Source organism: Leptospira congkakensis, from assembly GCF_004770265.1.
In the GTDB taxonomy this organism is placed as follows: Bacteria; Spirochaetota; Leptospiria; order Leptospirales; family Leptospiraceae; genus Leptospira_A; species Leptospira_A congkakensis.
In genome coordinates, this window is sequence record NZ_RQGQ01000017.1 from 22,749 (window position 1) to 37,787 (window position 15,039).

General features: G+C 36.3%; 12 protein-coding genes. 5 read left to right on the forward strand and 7 right to left on the reverse strand.

From position 1 onward, the window contains the following. Nucleotides 1-119 precede the first annotated feature (119 nt). The gene (locus EHQ70_RS13600) at nt 120-647 is read left to right on the forward strand and encodes a hypothetical protein (protein WP_135587277.1); all 528 of its coding nucleotides are present in this window, start codon (nt 120-122) and stop codon (nt 645-647) included. Here the strand turns inward: EHQ70_RS13600 and EHQ70_RS13605 are convergent. Further along, nucleotides 640-1,548: an LEPBI_I2678 family protein gene (locus EHQ70_RS13605; protein WP_135587279.1), complete on the reverse strand. Its 909-nt coding sequence runs from the start codon at nt 1,546-1,548 to the stop codon at nt 640-642. The two genes, EHQ70_RS13600 and EHQ70_RS13605, sit on opposite strands and share 8 nt — an antisense overlap. 307 nt (nt 1,549-1,855) lie before the next feature. Here EHQ70_RS13605 and EHQ70_RS13610 point away from each other — a divergent pair, with 307 nt between their 5' ends. Both EHQ70_RS13610 and EHQ70_RS13615 read left to right on the forward strand, forming a co-directional pair. Further along, nucleotides 1,856-2,281: a DUF3995 domain-containing protein gene (locus EHQ70_RS13610; protein WP_135587281.1), complete on the forward strand. Its 426-nt coding sequence runs from the start codon at nt 1,856-1,858 to the stop codon at nt 2,279-2,281. A gap of 74 nt (nt 2,282-2,355) precedes the next feature. After that, nucleotides 2,356-2,913 (forward strand): dihydrofolate reductase family protein, encoded by a 558-nt coding sequence (locus tag EHQ70_RS13615; protein WP_135587283.1) that lies wholly within the window; start codon nt 2,356-2,358, stop codon nt 2,911-2,913. Nucleotides 2,914-2,953: 40 nt separating this feature from the next. Here the strand turns inward: EHQ70_RS13615 and EHQ70_RS13620 are convergent, their stop codons facing one another. Continuing rightward, nucleotides 2,954-4,225, reverse strand: a complete 1,272-nt coding sequence (locus EHQ70_RS13620) for a Kelch repeat-containing protein (protein ID WP_244288343.1) — start codon at nt 4,223-4,225, stop codon at nt 2,954-2,956. Nucleotides 4,226-4,410: 185 nt separating this feature from the next. On the opposite strand from EHQ70_RS13620, the gene EHQ70_RS13625 reads away from it, so the two are divergent. Beyond that, on the forward strand, nt 4,411-4,782 hold the full coding sequence (locus EHQ70_RS13625) for a DUF2200 domain-containing protein (protein ID WP_135587285.1): 372 nt from the start codon (nt 4,411-4,413) through the stop codon (nt 4,780-4,782). Here the strand turns inward: EHQ70_RS13625 and EHQ70_RS13630 are convergent. Next, nucleotides 4,774-5,514 (reverse strand): type 1 glutamine amidotransferase domain-containing protein, encoded by a 741-nt coding sequence (locus EHQ70_RS13630; RefSeq protein ID WP_135587287.1) that lies wholly within the window; start codon nt 5,512-5,514, stop codon nt 4,774-4,776. The two genes, EHQ70_RS13625 and EHQ70_RS13630, sit on opposite strands and share 9 nt — an antisense overlap. Nucleotides 5,515-5,567: 53 nt before the next feature. Further along, entirely contained in the window at nt 5,568-6,821 is a 1,254-nt protein-coding gene (locus EHQ70_RS13635) for a beta-propeller fold lactonase family protein (RefSeq protein WP_244288344.1), read from the reverse strand. 463 nt (nt 6,822-7,284) lie between these two features. On the opposite strand from EHQ70_RS13635, the gene EHQ70_RS13640 reads away from it, so the two are divergent. Beyond that, nucleotides 7,285-8,373 (forward strand): calcium:cation antiporter, encoded by a 1,089-nt coding sequence (locus tag EHQ70_RS13640; RefSeq protein ID WP_135587291.1) that lies wholly within the window; start codon nt 7,285-7,287, stop codon nt 8,371-8,373. Between the two features lie 7 nt (nt 8,374-8,380). Here EHQ70_RS13640 and EHQ70_RS13645 read toward each other — a convergent pair whose 3' ends face one another. From EHQ70_RS13645 to EHQ70_RS13655, 3 genes are all read right to left on the reverse strand, one after another. Beyond that, complete coding sequence (locus tag EHQ70_RS13645) at nt 8,381-10,768, reverse strand: ribonucleoside-diphosphate reductase subunit alpha (protein ID WP_135587293.1); 2,388 nt, start codon at nt 10,766-10,768, stop codon at nt 8,381-8,383. Between the two features lie 21 nt (nt 10,769-10,789). Further along, the gene (locus EHQ70_RS13650) at nt 10,790-11,761 is read right to left on the reverse strand and encodes a ribonucleotide-diphosphate reductase subunit beta (RefSeq protein ID WP_135587295.1); all 972 of its coding nucleotides are present in this window, start codon (nt 11,759-11,761) and stop codon (nt 10,790-10,792) included. A 493-nt stretch (nt 11,762-12,254) separates the two neighbouring features. After that, nucleotides 12,255-14,996, reverse strand: coding sequence for an ATP-binding protein (locus EHQ70_RS13655; RefSeq protein WP_135587297.1), 2,742 nt, complete (start codon nt 14,994-14,996; stop codon nt 12,255-12,257). Nucleotides 14,997-15,039 lie beyond the last annotated feature (43 nt).

Genomic DNA, 15,039 nt, shown 5'->3' on the forward strand with positions numbered 1-15,039 from the left:
AATACTGTTATGCGATCTATCTGGAACCTAAAATCTAAATAAAAAACAATCTTTCCATTCAAAAACTGCCAAATTTACTTGAATTTTAAAATATAATGAGTCAATTATTGAGCAAAATTATGAAAAAAAATATCCTCATTGTTCTCTGTTTACTTGTTAGTTGCTCTACATTAGAAGAACGAGCAGCAAAAGCAAATATATCTGGCCAAAACGAATTTGTCACATTTAAAATATTAGGTATTGAGCGAACGGCTGGTTATCGTATTTTTAACAGAGGTTATTTTCCGAGAGATAATTCTATCGATGTTGTAAACGTCGAACTTGAAATCAAAAATACATCTTCTTCGCAATTAGAAGTATCATTACAACCAGTTATCCCGTTAAAAGGACAAGAAATGCATAGAATCATTCGTGTTAATTGGGGCGGGAATTTCTTTGAAAAATTAAAAACAAAAACAGATGTAAGGTACGAAACAGAAGCTGTAAATGTCATAAATGAAACTTTAGATCCCGGGTTTTCAATGTTTAGAGTTTTCGCATTCATTTATCCTAAAGACAAACTACCCAACCAACTGATTTTTCGAGTTAGAAAAAGTAGTGATGCAAACTTTGAAGAAATTCCCGTTACGATTGAAAAACCTAATTAATTTTTAAGTCGATTCCCTTAATGGCAGGACAGATTTGATTTCCCGTATTTTGTAGATTAGGTGCTGAGAACTTATGCAAATCTGGATTCGATTTTGATTGGTATAATTGAAAAACTGTTTTACCTTTGGTTTGGTCAAAATCTGTACAAAGAATTGTTAATGCATTTGGTAAAACTTCAAATTCAGTTGTTTCGTTGACTTTTCCTTCGTAGGTTCTTATATTACGACCCTCTGTTACACTATAACTAAAAAAGGCACTGATTCTGTATTTTCCCGGTGTTAAAAAACCAATTCGATTATCTAATCCATTATTTTTTTGATATTGAGAAACTGACAAAATTCCATTCGAGTTATCAATTGAAGAATCTTTTCGATTGGCTAATTCAATATATTCACCTTTTTCAAATCGAGCAATTGAGAAAATTTTCGTAGCTCGGTTTGTTGCAAAATATCCATTCGCAAATTTCAAATTTCCTCTCTTTTCTTCATAAGAAACATAGGACTTACTCATGTCATTTTCAGTAAAATTGGAATCTTTTTGCATTACGAAATAGTTTTTTTCTGCACTATAATGATAAAATGCATCGTTGTAGTAATCAACAAGAACTCCCACTGGATAGAATATCAAGAAGAGTCCGTTTAAATGCACAATGGGATTAAACTGATATCGTAACTCTACCTCTTCTGGTTTAAAGCCTGTTTTTACAGCACGAATTTTTATGGTTTTATCAGGAACTTTCGGAATTGGAATTTCTAAAATGGTCTCACTTACTTTTTCACCATCAACATAGAAACTTGTATCCACTTCATTGGTGGAAAAGCTATAATCCTTCGGCATATAATCCTTTGCCAATGTAGCACAATTTAGCACGAGAAAAACCAATAGGATATTTTTTTTCATAATTTGCTAAAAATAGAATCTAACAACGGAAAGGCAATAAAATAATAGATACTTTTTTGACAACTTACATAGGTTAAATCGAAAAATACAACTTGTACTACCTTATTTGGTCGAACCAAAAGTTGTCTCTGCCGCTTGGATCTTTCCGCAAAAAGATTATTTTTATTTGATTCGATCGGGAATTCCGTATCAAGATTTTGAATCCACATTAGAAGAAGTAAAATCAATCGTTAAAACTGTTAAAATTAATGGAAAATAAAATTCAAAAATGATTTTCTTTTCAGCATACCTCACTTGAATGATTCCCATGACATTAATTGCGATTGCCTCGACCATTATCCTCCTATCTCTTGCAGTGATTCATATCTACTGGGGTTTTGGAGGACTTTGGCCAGGGAAAACCAAACAAGAATTAATTGATTTGGTTTTTGGCCAAGGGAACCAGTTCCCCTCTCGATTTATGTGTTTGTTTGTGGCTATTTTTTTGGCTCTGTTTTCCTTCTTACCGATTGTATGGTGCTTGCGAGACAATCTTGGATTCAACGATGATCTGATCTTTGGATTAAAACTGATCATGGGAATTGTCTCAGTAATTTTTTTCTTACGAGGTAGTTTCGGCTATGCTCCGTTTGTCACCAAACACTGGAAACCAATTTTTGTGTATTATACAATGCGAGTTTATAATCCACTTTGTCTTTTCATTGGTTTGGTTTTTTTGGCACTAATTCTATAAAAATTTCTCAAAGTGTCAAAGTAACCGATCAAAATATACTTTCCTATCCCAATTTACCTCGTATAAAAAGACCTATGAGAAAGGTTATTTTTGCAATCAATACATCAACAGATGGATTTTATGGCCATGAGGGTATGGTTGCTGACGAAGATATACACCAATACTTTGCCGACATTTTAAAGAATGCAGATCAAATTCTTTATGGGCGAACCACCTACCAACTGATGGTGCCTTTTTGGCCGGATGTAGCAAAAGACCAATCCATGTCTGAGGTCACCAATGAGTTTGCGGAAGTATTTACTTCTCTTGAAAAGATCCTTTTCTCCCGAACCATCAAACAAGTAGAAGATCCAAATACAAGGTTGGCAAAAAAATCTTTGGCGGACGAAGTGAACGATTTAAAACAAAAACAAGGCAAGGACATTTGTATTGGAAGTTTGAGTCTTGCATCGCAACTCTCGGAAGCGTATTTGATTGATGAGTATCGATTTGTGGTTCATCCGGTGATTGCCGGAAATGGCCCTAGGTTGTTTGATACAGTCAAATTACCAAAAACCTTTCGGTTGGATTTTTTAGAATCAAAAACGTTTCCTTCTGGTTCGATCGCTCTTCATTATAAAACACAAAGGTAAAGAAAAACTTAATCAAATATGATTTGAATCAGCTAATAAATTAAAATTTGTTCAAATAGGAAGATTCTAAAAGAGATGGGCAAAAGGATCCAATAGATTTCGGATCTATCACCAATACTGAGTTAGTTGTGGTAGAGAAAGGAATGCCATAAATTTTTCCATTTGGAGCAACGGTTCCTCCGTTCCATTTATTTACCCCGACTAACCCTGTCATTGAAGTGATATCTGCTGTATTCGTGGCTGGGTCGATGATTAGGACAACGTCACTGGATGCTGGTATCCCATAAATTTTACCATTAGGAGCCAATACTCCGCCAACCCATTTTGTAGTACCAGAAGGTACAGAAATAGACGTTGCGTTTGCTGTATTAGTCTCTGGATCAATGATCAGAACAGTATTCGAATCATTTGGAATTCCGTAGATTTTTCCATTAGGAGCTAAAACACCAGATGACCATCGATAGGCACCCGTAAGACCAGTGATGGAAGTCGTATTGGCGGTATTTTTCTCTGGGTCAATGATGAGAACACTATCCATAGCATTATAAGGAATTCCGTAGATTTTGCCATTGGGGGCTAAGACTCCAGAAGACCATTTAGCACCTCCGACGCCTAACCCAGTAATCGTTGTTGTATTGGCTGTATTTGTTTCAGGATCAATAATAAGAACACTATCACTTTCTAAAGGAATTCCGTAAATTTTGCCATTGGGGGCTAATACTCCACCGTTCCATTTACTACCAGTGCCAAGCCCAGTAATGGAAGTTGTATTGGCAGTATTTGTCTTAGGATCAATAATTAAGACGTTTGTACTTGCAAAAGGGATTCCATAAATTTTGCCATTGGGAGCAAGAACTCCGCCATTCCATTTATTGGATCCAGTGAGACCAACAATCGAACTGTTGTCCGCTGTATTAGTTACTGGATCTATGATTAGAACTGTCGTGGCTTGGTAAGGAATGGAATAAATTTTTCCATTTGGTGCAAGAACAGATCCCGACCATCTAAAGGAAGCTGCGGGAACAGCTACTGAAGTAATGTCATAAGTTGGATTATCTGACGAACCTTTTTGAGATTGAATGTTGATTTCTTTTATAAACTCTTGCGAGTATTCAGATTGAATTAAGGACGTTATATCTAGATCACAAATATTTGGAGAAATCTTAATTCCACAATGGGAAGATTTATCTCCTCTCATTCGTTTTACTATTAAAGTTTCCAGAAACATATTAGAACTGGAATCGCATGAATTTTCCATTGCCGAAGGATTACATGCAAAAAGAACTAGGAAAATTCCGAATATTAATTTCATTGTTTCTACTTTGAAGCATTAACCAAACGAGTGCTACTTTTTTTTAACATTCATGAAATATTTATTGATTCAAACAATGAATTTACAAAATATTTTCTAATAAAAAAAGGAAAAAATATTTAATTAATATTTACTATCAATTAAAATTGATTAAAATCACCTCTAAATCAATTATAATCACAACCATGGAACCAAGCGCAAAACACCACGAAAGAATGGCAGAAATGACCTTTGCTTCTGTCTACCCTCTTTACCTTACCAAGATTGAAAAAAAAGGGAGAACCAAAAAGGAATTAGACCAAGTGATTGAATGGTTAACTTCTTTTGATACAAAAAAGATAAACGAACTCATCAAAGAAAATGTGACCTTTGAAAGTTTCTTCGCCAAAGCTAAATTACATAAAAACGCAGAACAAATCAAAGGAATGATTTGTGGTTACCGCATCGAAGAAATTGAAAATCCCCTAACACGAAACGTGCGATATCTAGACAAACTTGTGGATGAACTAGCTAAGGGAAAAACGATGGAAAAAATTTTACGAAATGGATCAAAGTAAAGTTCTGAATGTATTCGTAAATTGATACGCGTCCCCAGGCCATCTAGCAGAAACATAATTTCCATCTACAACGGTAAAACCAACATCTGGATTCTCTAAACTATCTCGTACAGATAGACTCCCTCCCGTTTTAAACTGCTCTTTTGATTTTAAAAAACTTGTGACTTCTGCCTGGACTGTGAGCGGATAGGTTTTGTAATAATTTCCTAACCAAAGTCTTGTTGTATAGTAAGCGAGGAGTTCCTGTTTTTGCAAAAGGGCAGTTGTGTTTTTTTCATATAACACAGACTTGTTGGTCTTTGGGTTTATACTTCTTGCCGCAAGTAGAACTCCGTGACAGATCGCCGCAACCGGTTTATTGGATTGAAAAAAATCCACGACTACGTTTTGTAAAACTTTGGATTCTAGGTATTCCTTCATACCTTGCGCATGCCCCCCTGGCAAAAGAATGGCTTGGAAATCTTTTTCTTTGATTTCAGAATAGGAAATAGGGTTCTGAAATTCTTTAGAATTTTCCATTTCCGCATAAGCAACTCTTGCATCTTTACGTGCCATAAACGCAGATTTCAAAATTCCCAGTCCTTTTCCAGTTAACATCCGTTCATCTGCTTTTGCTTTTTTTCCATTAGGTGTGGCAAACTGGAATTTGAAATTTGATTCTGATAATAATTTCCAAGGAAGGGAGGCTTCACTTGGATCAAAATCAGAACTCGGGACTGGAATTAAAATCATATCGTTTCCTTAAGGGAGAATTCCAATCTCAAGTGAAAACTTGATTTTGGCGATTATAAAAAAGTTAAATTCCACTGACCACCGCCTGCATTGACAGTTCCCATCGAAGTGAGCTCACCGGTAGTTTGGTTGATGCTAAATTGAAGTAAATCCCCACTATTATCGGCAACATAGGCAAAACGTCCCGTAGGATCAATTATCATATATCGCAAACTAGTAAAAGAAAATCCTGATAGACTAGATATAAAGGAAGTTTTTCCAGTAATGGGATCAATCCCGTAACAAGAAATAGTTTCATTATTTAAATGCATTAAATAATAAAAGCGACCATTAGGATGAATGGCGGCTCCATTGGACAACATCGTTTGTGGAACAGAGTCTACGATAGTCATGAAACCAGTATTATCATCGAAACTTAAAACTGTTACAGCGGGGAAAGAACCTACATATAAAAAAGATCCATTCGGATGAGTAGCAATATAACCGGTTCCGCCATTGGTAAAACTTGGGCTTGTTGCGGCCAAGGAAAGACTTCCATCAATCGGATTCACTTGGTAGGCGACAATGGCATTATAACTACCGTTCATCAATAAGATAAATTTACCAGATCGCGAAATTTGGATTTGAGCTTGGCCGATAGTAGAAGTATAAGAATTTATAAAACTCAGAGTACCGTTCGAGTTAATAGAATAGGCTTCAATGTTTTGTGTTCCTTCTGCTATTAAATACAAATACTTTCCATCAGGTGTAATGACTAAATTTCTTGGGTTTGTCCCAGCTGTCACAGAAAAAGGGGTATTGGATGTCAGTGCGCCAGTCGTTTGGTTGATTAAAAATTGGGAGATAGTTCCACTATTAAAATTTCCTGTGAATAAAAACTTACCAAAAGGATCGACTCCAATACCAGTTGGCCCAGTACTGGCACCGGTACTGTATGTTGCAAAGGATGTCAATGCGCCAGTGGTATGATTCATCGTTAGAAAACCAACAGTATTCATATTATCCAAACTGGCATATACATATCCCGAATAAACTGTGATCGCACTTGTGGCTCTGGCCCTTCCATCGCCTGATGTGGCAGTGATGAGTATTTTTCCATTTCCAATGCTTTGTACAAGTCCTGTAGCCGATACAGTCGCAACAGAATCATTGCTACTGGACCATTGAAAGGTTGTTTCCGTTTTGTTTCCGTACAAATAGTACTGAGCTTCCAATTGCAAACTATCTCCTTTATGAATCCCGGCCCAAGTATGGTTTAACTCCACAACAGAGTTAGAACTTGCAAGTAAGGCCCAAAGAGCAAACAAAGATTTTGAGGAAGGGTCCTTTTCTGGAAAGAGTATACTTTGTACAATGGGATTAAGAAGGCAGGCATTGAAAGAAAAAAGGCAAACCACCAAAGGCAATAATTTCGTAAACCTTAGATACTTGAATCGATTAGATTTGTTTGAAATTACAGTCTTCATCAGAACGAACCAACAAACATAAATAAAGCGGATACAAGAAAAGTCATTCGAAAATTAAAAAGTTAGAATCGATTGAATCAATTTTAGATGGAATTTTTGCGCCAGGGATAGAAGCGGAAATCCTTCCCGAAGGGAAGATTGGAGCGGATAGCCCGGTCGTGCCAAGAAAAAATGAAGCTTTCTGCTCCAATTCGAGGCGCCCAAAGTTTGAGTATACGTGGCAAATCCGTGGAATTCCTTGAACTTTATCGTATTTTTTATAGTCTGAGAATTGAAGAATATAAAATATTAAATTAGAAACTCTATGGCAAATTCAAAAACAATCTCATCCAATGACTGGCTCTCGTTCACATCCTTTTTGGTATTATTATTTGCTATGATCGCACCGATTGGTGAAGGGCTTCTCATCGCATTCGCTGTTGTATTTTTAGCCGTCGGTATCTCAAGTGCAGTTCATAGCGCAGAAGTCATCGCGGAACGAGTGGGACCATCGCTCGGAACTTTGATTTTAGCAATTTCTGTTACGGTGATTGAAGTGGCACTCATTGTCAGTCTTATGAGTAACGACACGGCAGATTCACCACAAATTGCAAGAGATACAGTTTTTGCGGCTCTAATGATTGTGACAAACGGAATCATAGGCATTTGCATTTTGTTAGGTGGTTTAAAGCATAAAGAACTAGGCTTTCAATCTGTAGGAACCACTGCCTTACTCGGAGTTCTTGCGGTATTATCCACACTTACTTTAATTCTGCCTTTGTTCACAACTACGACAAACAGAGGAACCTATAGTGCAGGACAACTCATCTTTGTATCACTTGCATCTCTTGTATTGTATGGGTCACTGGTATGGTCGCAAACAAAATCTCATAAAAACTTTTTTGCGGTTTCTGAGGAAGAGGTATCACAACCTGAAATCTCTGGAACTAGACCAAGTAAAAAAAGAGCCGTTACTAGTTTTATCTCCCTTTTATTTTCTTTAGTTGCCGTTGTGGGTTTGTCTAAAATTCTGAGTCCTACCATTGAGAGCACCATTGCAGCGTTAGGCGCACCAAAAGCCGTTGTGGGGATTGTGATTGCAATTTTGGTTTTGGCTCCAGAAACATTGGCCGCTATGAATGCGGCAAAAATCAATGAGCTACAAACGAGTTTGAACTTAGCTTTGGGATCAGGAGCGGCGAGTATTGCACTCACAATTCCCGCTGTGAGTTTGTATTCTCTTATGTTTGATAAACCATTAACCCTTGGATTGGATAGCAAAGGGATTGTGTTTTTGATGGTCACCTTTCTTGCAGGAAGTTTTACTTTTGGATCGGGAAGGACCACATCACTGCATGGACTCATCCACTTAGTGATTATGGCTTCCTTTTTAGCTATTTCACTGATGCCTTAGAGTTCCTTTAACTTCCGCAAACGAGGCAACCTTCTTCCATAGAACAGGCCTCACCCACAAATTCAGAATTCACCTCTTTTTTGTTAGCTTGCAAAGAAGAGGATTGGAATTCTTTTTCTAAGGGACTAACTTCTTTGCCTTTTTCTACAGTGAATTGGATGGCTTGTGTTGCGGCTTTGGTTCGCAAATAATACATCCCTGTTTTTAAACCTTGTTTCCATGCGTAAAAATGCATGGAGGTTAGTTTGGAAACGGTAGGACTTTCTACAAATAAATTCAAAGACTGAGACTGACAGATAAACGCACCACGATCCCTTGCCATATCAATAAGAGATCTTTGTTTCATTTCCCAGACTGTTTTGTATATTTCTTTGATGGAATCAGGAATGGAAGGAATCGACTGGATGCTCCCACCTAAAGCGATGATTTTGTTTTTCATTTCAGAATTCCAAAGTCCAAGTTCAATCAAATCATGTAACAAATGTTTATTGACAATGATAAACTCACCGCTTAGAACTCGCCTTGTATAGATATTGGAAGTGTAGGGCTCAAAACATTCATTGTTTCCTAAAATTTGCGAAGTGGAAGCTGTTGGCATTGGTGCAACAAGAAGAGAATTCCTTGTACCAAATTGAATGACTTCTTTCCTAAGGGAATCAAAGTCCCAGCGACCAGTTGGTTTTACATTCCATAAATCAAATTGGAAAATTCCTTGGGAAAGAGGCGAACCAGGAAAACTAGGATACGTTCCTTCTTCTTTGGCTATGTCTTTACTGGCTGTCATGGCAGCAAAGTATATCGTTTCAAAAATTTCGATATTTAGTTTTTTTGCGGCATCGCTTTCGTAGGCCAAACGAAGGAGGATAAAAACATCGGCTAAACCTTGAACACCAATCCCAATCGGACGGTGTTTTAAATTTGAATTTTTTGCTTCTGGAACAGGGTAATAATTTTCATCAATGATACGGTTTAAATTTACCGTCATTTGATAGACAATTTCATACAATTTATCAAATAAAAATTTTCCATCTACAACAAACTTTGGTAAAGCGACCGATGCCAAATTACAAACGGCAACTTCGTCTGGGCTTGTGAATTCTAAAATTTCGGTACAGAGGTTACTACTTTTGATGGTTCCTAAATTTTTCTGATTACTTTTGGAATTGGCTGCATCTTTGTACAACAAATAAGGAGTTCCGGTTTCTATTTGTGATTCCACAATGGCAAACCAAAGGTCTTGTGCTTTGACTTTGGTGCGCGCTCGTCCTTCCCTTTCATATTGTTCATATAGTGCCACAAATTCATCACCATAAACTTCAGCAAGACCCGGTGCTTCATTGGGACAAAACAAACTCCAATCACCACCCTCTTCCACTCGTTTCATAAAAAGATCAGAGATCCAAAGTGCAAAAAATAAATCACGAGCCCGCATCTCTTCTTTACCGTGATTTTTCTTTAATTCCAAAAATGGAAAAATATCGGCATGCCATGGTTCCAAATAAATGGCAAAGGCACCTTTTCGTTTTCCACCACCTTGGTCTACATACCGTGCCGTATCGTTAAACACACGTAACATGGGAATGATTCCGTTACTGGTTCCGTTAGTTCCTCCAATATTAGAACCTGTGGCCCGAATGTTATGAATCGAAAGTCCAATTCCACCAGCACTCTGTGAAATTTTTGCTGTTTGTTTGAGGGTATCGTAAATTCCGTCGATGCTGTCGTCTTTCATTGTCAAAAGAAAACAACTACTCATTTGTGGTTTAGGTGTTCCTGCATTAAAAAGAGTGGGCGTTGCATGTGTAAACCAACGTTCGCTCATCAAATTATAAGTTTTGATAACATCGTCAATTCTATGTTTGTGGATGCCAAGAGCCACTCGCATGTACATATGTTGAGGGCGTTCCACAATTTTACCGTCGAGTTTTAACAAATAAGATTTTTCCAAAGTGCGAAACCCAAAATAATCAAAACCAAAGTCCCGATCATAAATAATGGAACTATCTAAAAGTTCGGAATGTTGTTTTACGATTTCCCATACATCCTCTGCAATCAGAGGCATTGTTTTATTTGTTTTTGGATCGATATAAGAATACAATCGTTCCATTGTTTCCGAAAAAGATTTGGTTGTGTTTTTATGTAAGTTACTTACAGCGATACGACTGGCAAGAAGCGCATAATCAGGATGTTTTGTGGTAAGGGAAGCGGCAATTTCAGCAGCCAAATTGTCCAGTTCCGAAGTACTAACCCCATCATAAATTCCTTCAATGACTTTTATGGCAACATCAATAGGACTAACCAAACGGCTGAGACCGTAGGATAACTTTTCAATACGAGCCGTAACTTTATCAAACTTTACCGATTCTTGTTTTCCATTTCTTTTGATTACAAACATATAATTTCTTTTCCTTAAATTTTAAAAATCTTCATTCAGAGAGAATGTAAAACCTTGTTCCGAATTTAAAACACCGGCCTTTTGGTAGTCCCCTACTCGTTTTTCAAAAAAATTTGTTTTCCCTTGTAAAGAAATCATTTCCATAAAATCAAAGGGATTGGAGGAATAATATAGTTTTTCAAATCCAAGTTCGATCAGCCAACGATCTGCTACAAACTCAATGTACTGCCGCATTAGTTTTGCATTCATTCCGATGAGATCAACTGACAAAGATTCGGTGATGAATTCTTTTTCGATATTGACTGCATCTGTAAATATTTCGTAAACACGATCGGCACTTGGTTTATTTTGTAACATTTTAAAGAGAATACAAGCAAACTCACAATGTAAACCTTCATCGCGACTGATCAGTTCATTGGAAAAACTAAGGCCAGGAAGGAGGCCTCTTTTTTTCATCCAAAAGATGGCACAGAAACTTCCGCTAAAAAAGATTCCTTCCACGGCGGCAAAGGCAAGTAATCGTTCCGCAAAATTACCCTCACCAATCCAACGTAAGGCCCATTTGGCTTTTTTCTCTACAGCAGGAATGGTTTCTATTGAATGGAAAAGTTTATGTTTTTCTTTTGGATCTTTGATGTATGTGTCAATGAGAAGTGAATAGGTTTCTGAATGGATATTTTCCATCATAATCTGGAATCCATAAAAACACCTAACTTCTGGTAGCTGAACTTCTCTCATAAAGTTGACTGCTAAGTTTTCGTTTACGATTCCATCACTTGCGGCAAAAAATGCCAAAATGTTACTTAAAAAGAATCTTTCGTTATTGGATAATGAATTCCAATCATCTAAATCACTACTTAAATCAATTTCCTCAGCAGTCCAAAAGGATGCCTGTTGTTTTTTATACATCTCCCAAATGTTAGGGTACTTAATGGGTAGGACCACAAATCGATCCTGATTCTCTTTTAACAAAACTTCCGATTGATAATCCATCCAACAACTCCAAGTCTAAAAAATTTTATATTTATTATGAGTTCAGAATGAACCAAAAACTCATACATTGCGACAGCTAACATCGATTTGCTTATGGAGATGGTTTGGAATGTTGTTTTTCCATGGCCAAATCTCATTAGCCCGGAACACTACAACTTTTTTGGAAGAAGGTGTGGGTATCCCGGTAGCAATAGTCCGGGGCCCTGAAAAAAATTTCGGTACAGATGATCGTTTACGGGCGATTCATATGTGGGAAGATCCGACTTTCCTTATCTGTAGTGGATAAGGATTTACGGTTGCGCCGTCAGTTGAGGAGTTTCACCTCATTCCTCCCGGAATAGAATCTAAATAAACTGAATGAGACATATTTTGTCAATGGAATTAAACGACATAAAATTCAAAAAAAAATCATGAATGTTTGTTTGGGAGTCAATAGGGAAAAACCCAGCGTAATCCCGAACCATCATATCAGGACCTATTCTTTGATTTTTAGTTATTGTTTTAAGTTTTTATAAATCGCAGACATCAGTTCAGAAAGGATGATTGGTTTTTTTACGTATCCATTCATTCCATTTTCCAAATATTCTTTCAATTGGGAATCCATACTATTAGCAGTAATCGCAATGATAGGAATGTCATGATAATCGTCTTCGCGTTTTCGAATGAGTTTTGTGGCTTCCATTCCATCCATTAATGGCATTTGAATGTCCATAAGGATCATATTAAACTTATCTTCAGGATGATTGCCTGATTCATCTAATAGTTGGATTACCTCAATTCCGTTTGAGGCAACACTCACTTTTAAATTTTCTTTTTGGAATAATTTTACGATAAACTTTTGATTTAACGAATTGTCTTCTGCGACTAAAATATGGAAGTTGTTGTCTCCAGTGGCTAAATGAGGACTGATATTTTCCACCGGAATTTCTTTTTGATCTGTTTCTTCAAATGGAATGGTAAACTGAAAAGAAGATCCAACATTCAAAACACTTTGAACTTCTATTTCTCCACCTAACAAATTAACAAGTTGTTTTGAAATATAAAGGCCGAGTCCGGAACCTTCAAATTTTTTAGTTCGAGAGTCTTCTAGTTGTACGAAACGATTGAACAATCTAGAAATGTTTTCTGGGGATATTCCGATTCCCGTATCTTTTACGGTGAACATAATGTATTTTCTATCTTCACTTATCTTTACATCTAAACTTAACGACCCAACAAACGTAAATTTTAATGCATTCCCGATTAAGTTAATCAGAATTTGGCGAAGGCGATTTTCATCGACCATGGCATATAGATTTGGATCTAAATTGGATATATTTACATAAAATTCGAGATTTTTTTTACGTGCATCCGATAGAAAAAGTTGAATCAGATCTTTACATAATTTATGTATATTGGTAGGTTTCGGATCCGTCTCTAGTTTTTTGTTTTCTAATTTTGAAACATCCAAAATATCATTGATGATGGTTAAAAGTGATAAAACTGCTTTTTTTGCATTATCCAAATAGTCTTTTTGTTCCAAATCAATTTTAGTTTGCTCCAATAAAGTTAACATTCCCAAAACACCATTCATTGGTGTACGAATTTCATGACTCATATTTGCCAAAAATTCTGATTTAACTCTATTTGCTTTTTCTAACTCAAATGTTCTTTTTTCTACAATGTTCTGGATGCTCTTTTCTTTACCCATGATGATTAGTAAAAGTATTCCAAGTAAACCAGTCATTAACGAAGAAATAATTAGGATAAACCTAGATGCGTTGGTTAAATTTTTTTGAAAATATTCTTTAGTAGCAATCACCTTCACATGTAAAACATGCGAACCTATCACAATTGGATGTTCATAGAAAAAATCAGAGAACATTTTTTCTTCAATATTGGAACAATCTTTTGATAAAATTTCAATATGGAATGGATCGTTTCGTTCCTCGATTTTAATACATAAATGATTTTGGTCATTTCCAACCAAAGTATGATCAAGGACAGAGGTTAATCGAATGGCCGCCGCTGCAAACCCAGACTCGCCATTCCTTCGGGTAACAGGATAAAAAACTAAAAAACCTAAATTGTTTTCTAAATTTTGAACCAGTTTGATTTTACCCGTTATATCGACTCCTTGTCTTTTGGATGCCCTATGTAATGTTTCTTTTCTTACTGGATCAGATAACAAGTTAAACCCGATTGCTTGTTTGTTTTCTGGGTATGGATATATGTATCGAATGAATACGTATTCTTCGTTTTCTGGGGAAGGTATTATTTTTTGATCACTTTTAATCGATATACCAATCGATTCTGGATAATCTTTTTTTAATTTTTGTTCATTTGTGAATCGAGCTGATTTTTGAATTAGAGGATCCCAAGACAATGCAGCCACGCTATTTTCATCATCTATGATACCTTTTGAAAATTTTTCAAAAAAATCGCGATTCAAATTTTCAGTGAGTGCGATGAAGGAACCCAAAGCCTTAACAACTCTTAACGTTTCGAATAATCGATTTTCAATTGCACTGGATATGATTTGTCCATCTGATTTGATTCGATAATTGACAAATTTTTTCTCCCAATTTCTAGTTAAAAAGAAAACGGATAAAGTAAAAATAAAAGTACTCATTGTAGCTGTAGCAAAAACAACCAAGCGAACAAGTTTCTCTTCACCTAAATACCATTTCCAAATCAGAATGATTAGCGGTGTAAAAATAATGATTCCAATGGAATCACCCATCCACCAAGTCAGCCATGTTTGAAAAAGTAACTCAAAGTAAATGATCTTAAAATAATATAACGAAAAACTACCTATGACGGAAGAGATGAATGCTGTAATCGGTCCTGCAAATGTAAAAAATATTACGATCTCATGGAATTGAAAAATATTCAATTTAGGGTCCGAATATTTTTTTAAAAAATAAGCTCCTAAAATTGCAGAAGTCGAATTACCCAAAGATATAGTTATATTCTGTGGATTGGAAATCAGAAACTCAATCCAAGATTCTGAACTGGGAAGGTATGTTGTATTAGTAAAGTATGCACCCAAAAATAAGGCCGGCCAAACTCGGTTGCCGAATAACAAAGCGAATCCTAAGGCTAATCCTGCTGGTGGCCAGACAGGAGTGCTGTATCCATCGATGGAGGATAAATTTAAACTTAATTTTCCGATGAATAAGTAGAGCAGGAATACCAAAACCAAGAGAAACGAATCTCTAGCGAAGTTTTTGATAACCGCTTTCCAAGAAGGCATATAATTATAAAGACGATTGAAATCAAAAGAAAAAGATAGAAAT

Bases quoted from the DNA above. Each gene is read 5' to 3' on its own strand.
- EHQ70_RS13600 (WP_135587277.1), top strand. From the start codon at position 120: ATGAAAAAAAATATCCTCATTGTTCTCTGTTTACTTGTTAGTTGCTCT.
- EHQ70_RS13610 (WP_135587281.1), top strand. From the start codon at position 1,856: ATGACATTAATTGCGATTGCCTCGACCATTATCCTCCTATCTCTTGCA.
- EHQ70_RS13620 (WP_244288343.1), bottom strand. From the start codon at position 4,225: ATGAAATTAATATTCGGAATTTTCCTAGTTCTTTTTGCATGTAATCCT.
- EHQ70_RS13645 (WP_135587293.1), bottom strand. From the start codon at position 10,768: ATGTTTGTAATCAAAAGAAATGGAAAACAAGAATCGGTAAAGTTTGAT.
- EHQ70_RS13615 (WP_135587283.1), top strand. From the start codon at position 2,356: ATGAGAAAGGTTATTTTTGCAATCAATACATCAACAGATGGATTTTAT.
- EHQ70_RS13655 (WP_135587297.1), bottom strand. From the start codon at position 14,996: ATGCCTTCTTGGAAAGCGGTTATCAAAAACTTCGCTAGAGATTCGTTT.
- EHQ70_RS13650 (WP_135587295.1), bottom strand. From the start codon at position 11,761: ATGGATTATCAATCGGAAGTTTTGTTAAAAGAGAATCAGGATCGATTT.
- EHQ70_RS13605 (WP_135587279.1), bottom strand. From the start codon at position 1,548: ATGAAAAAAAATATCCTATTGGTTTTTCTCGTGCTAAATTGTGCTACA.
- EHQ70_RS13630 (WP_135587287.1), bottom strand. From the start codon at position 5,514: ATGATTTTAATTCCAGTCCCGAGTTCTGATTTTGATCCAAGTGAAGCC.
- EHQ70_RS13640 (WP_135587291.1), top strand. From the start codon at position 7,285: ATGGCAAATTCAAAAACAATCTCATCCAATGACTGGCTCTCGTTCACA.
- EHQ70_RS13625 (WP_135587285.1), top strand. From the start codon at position 4,411: ATGGAACCAAGCGCAAAACACCACGAAAGAATGGCAGAAATGACCTTT.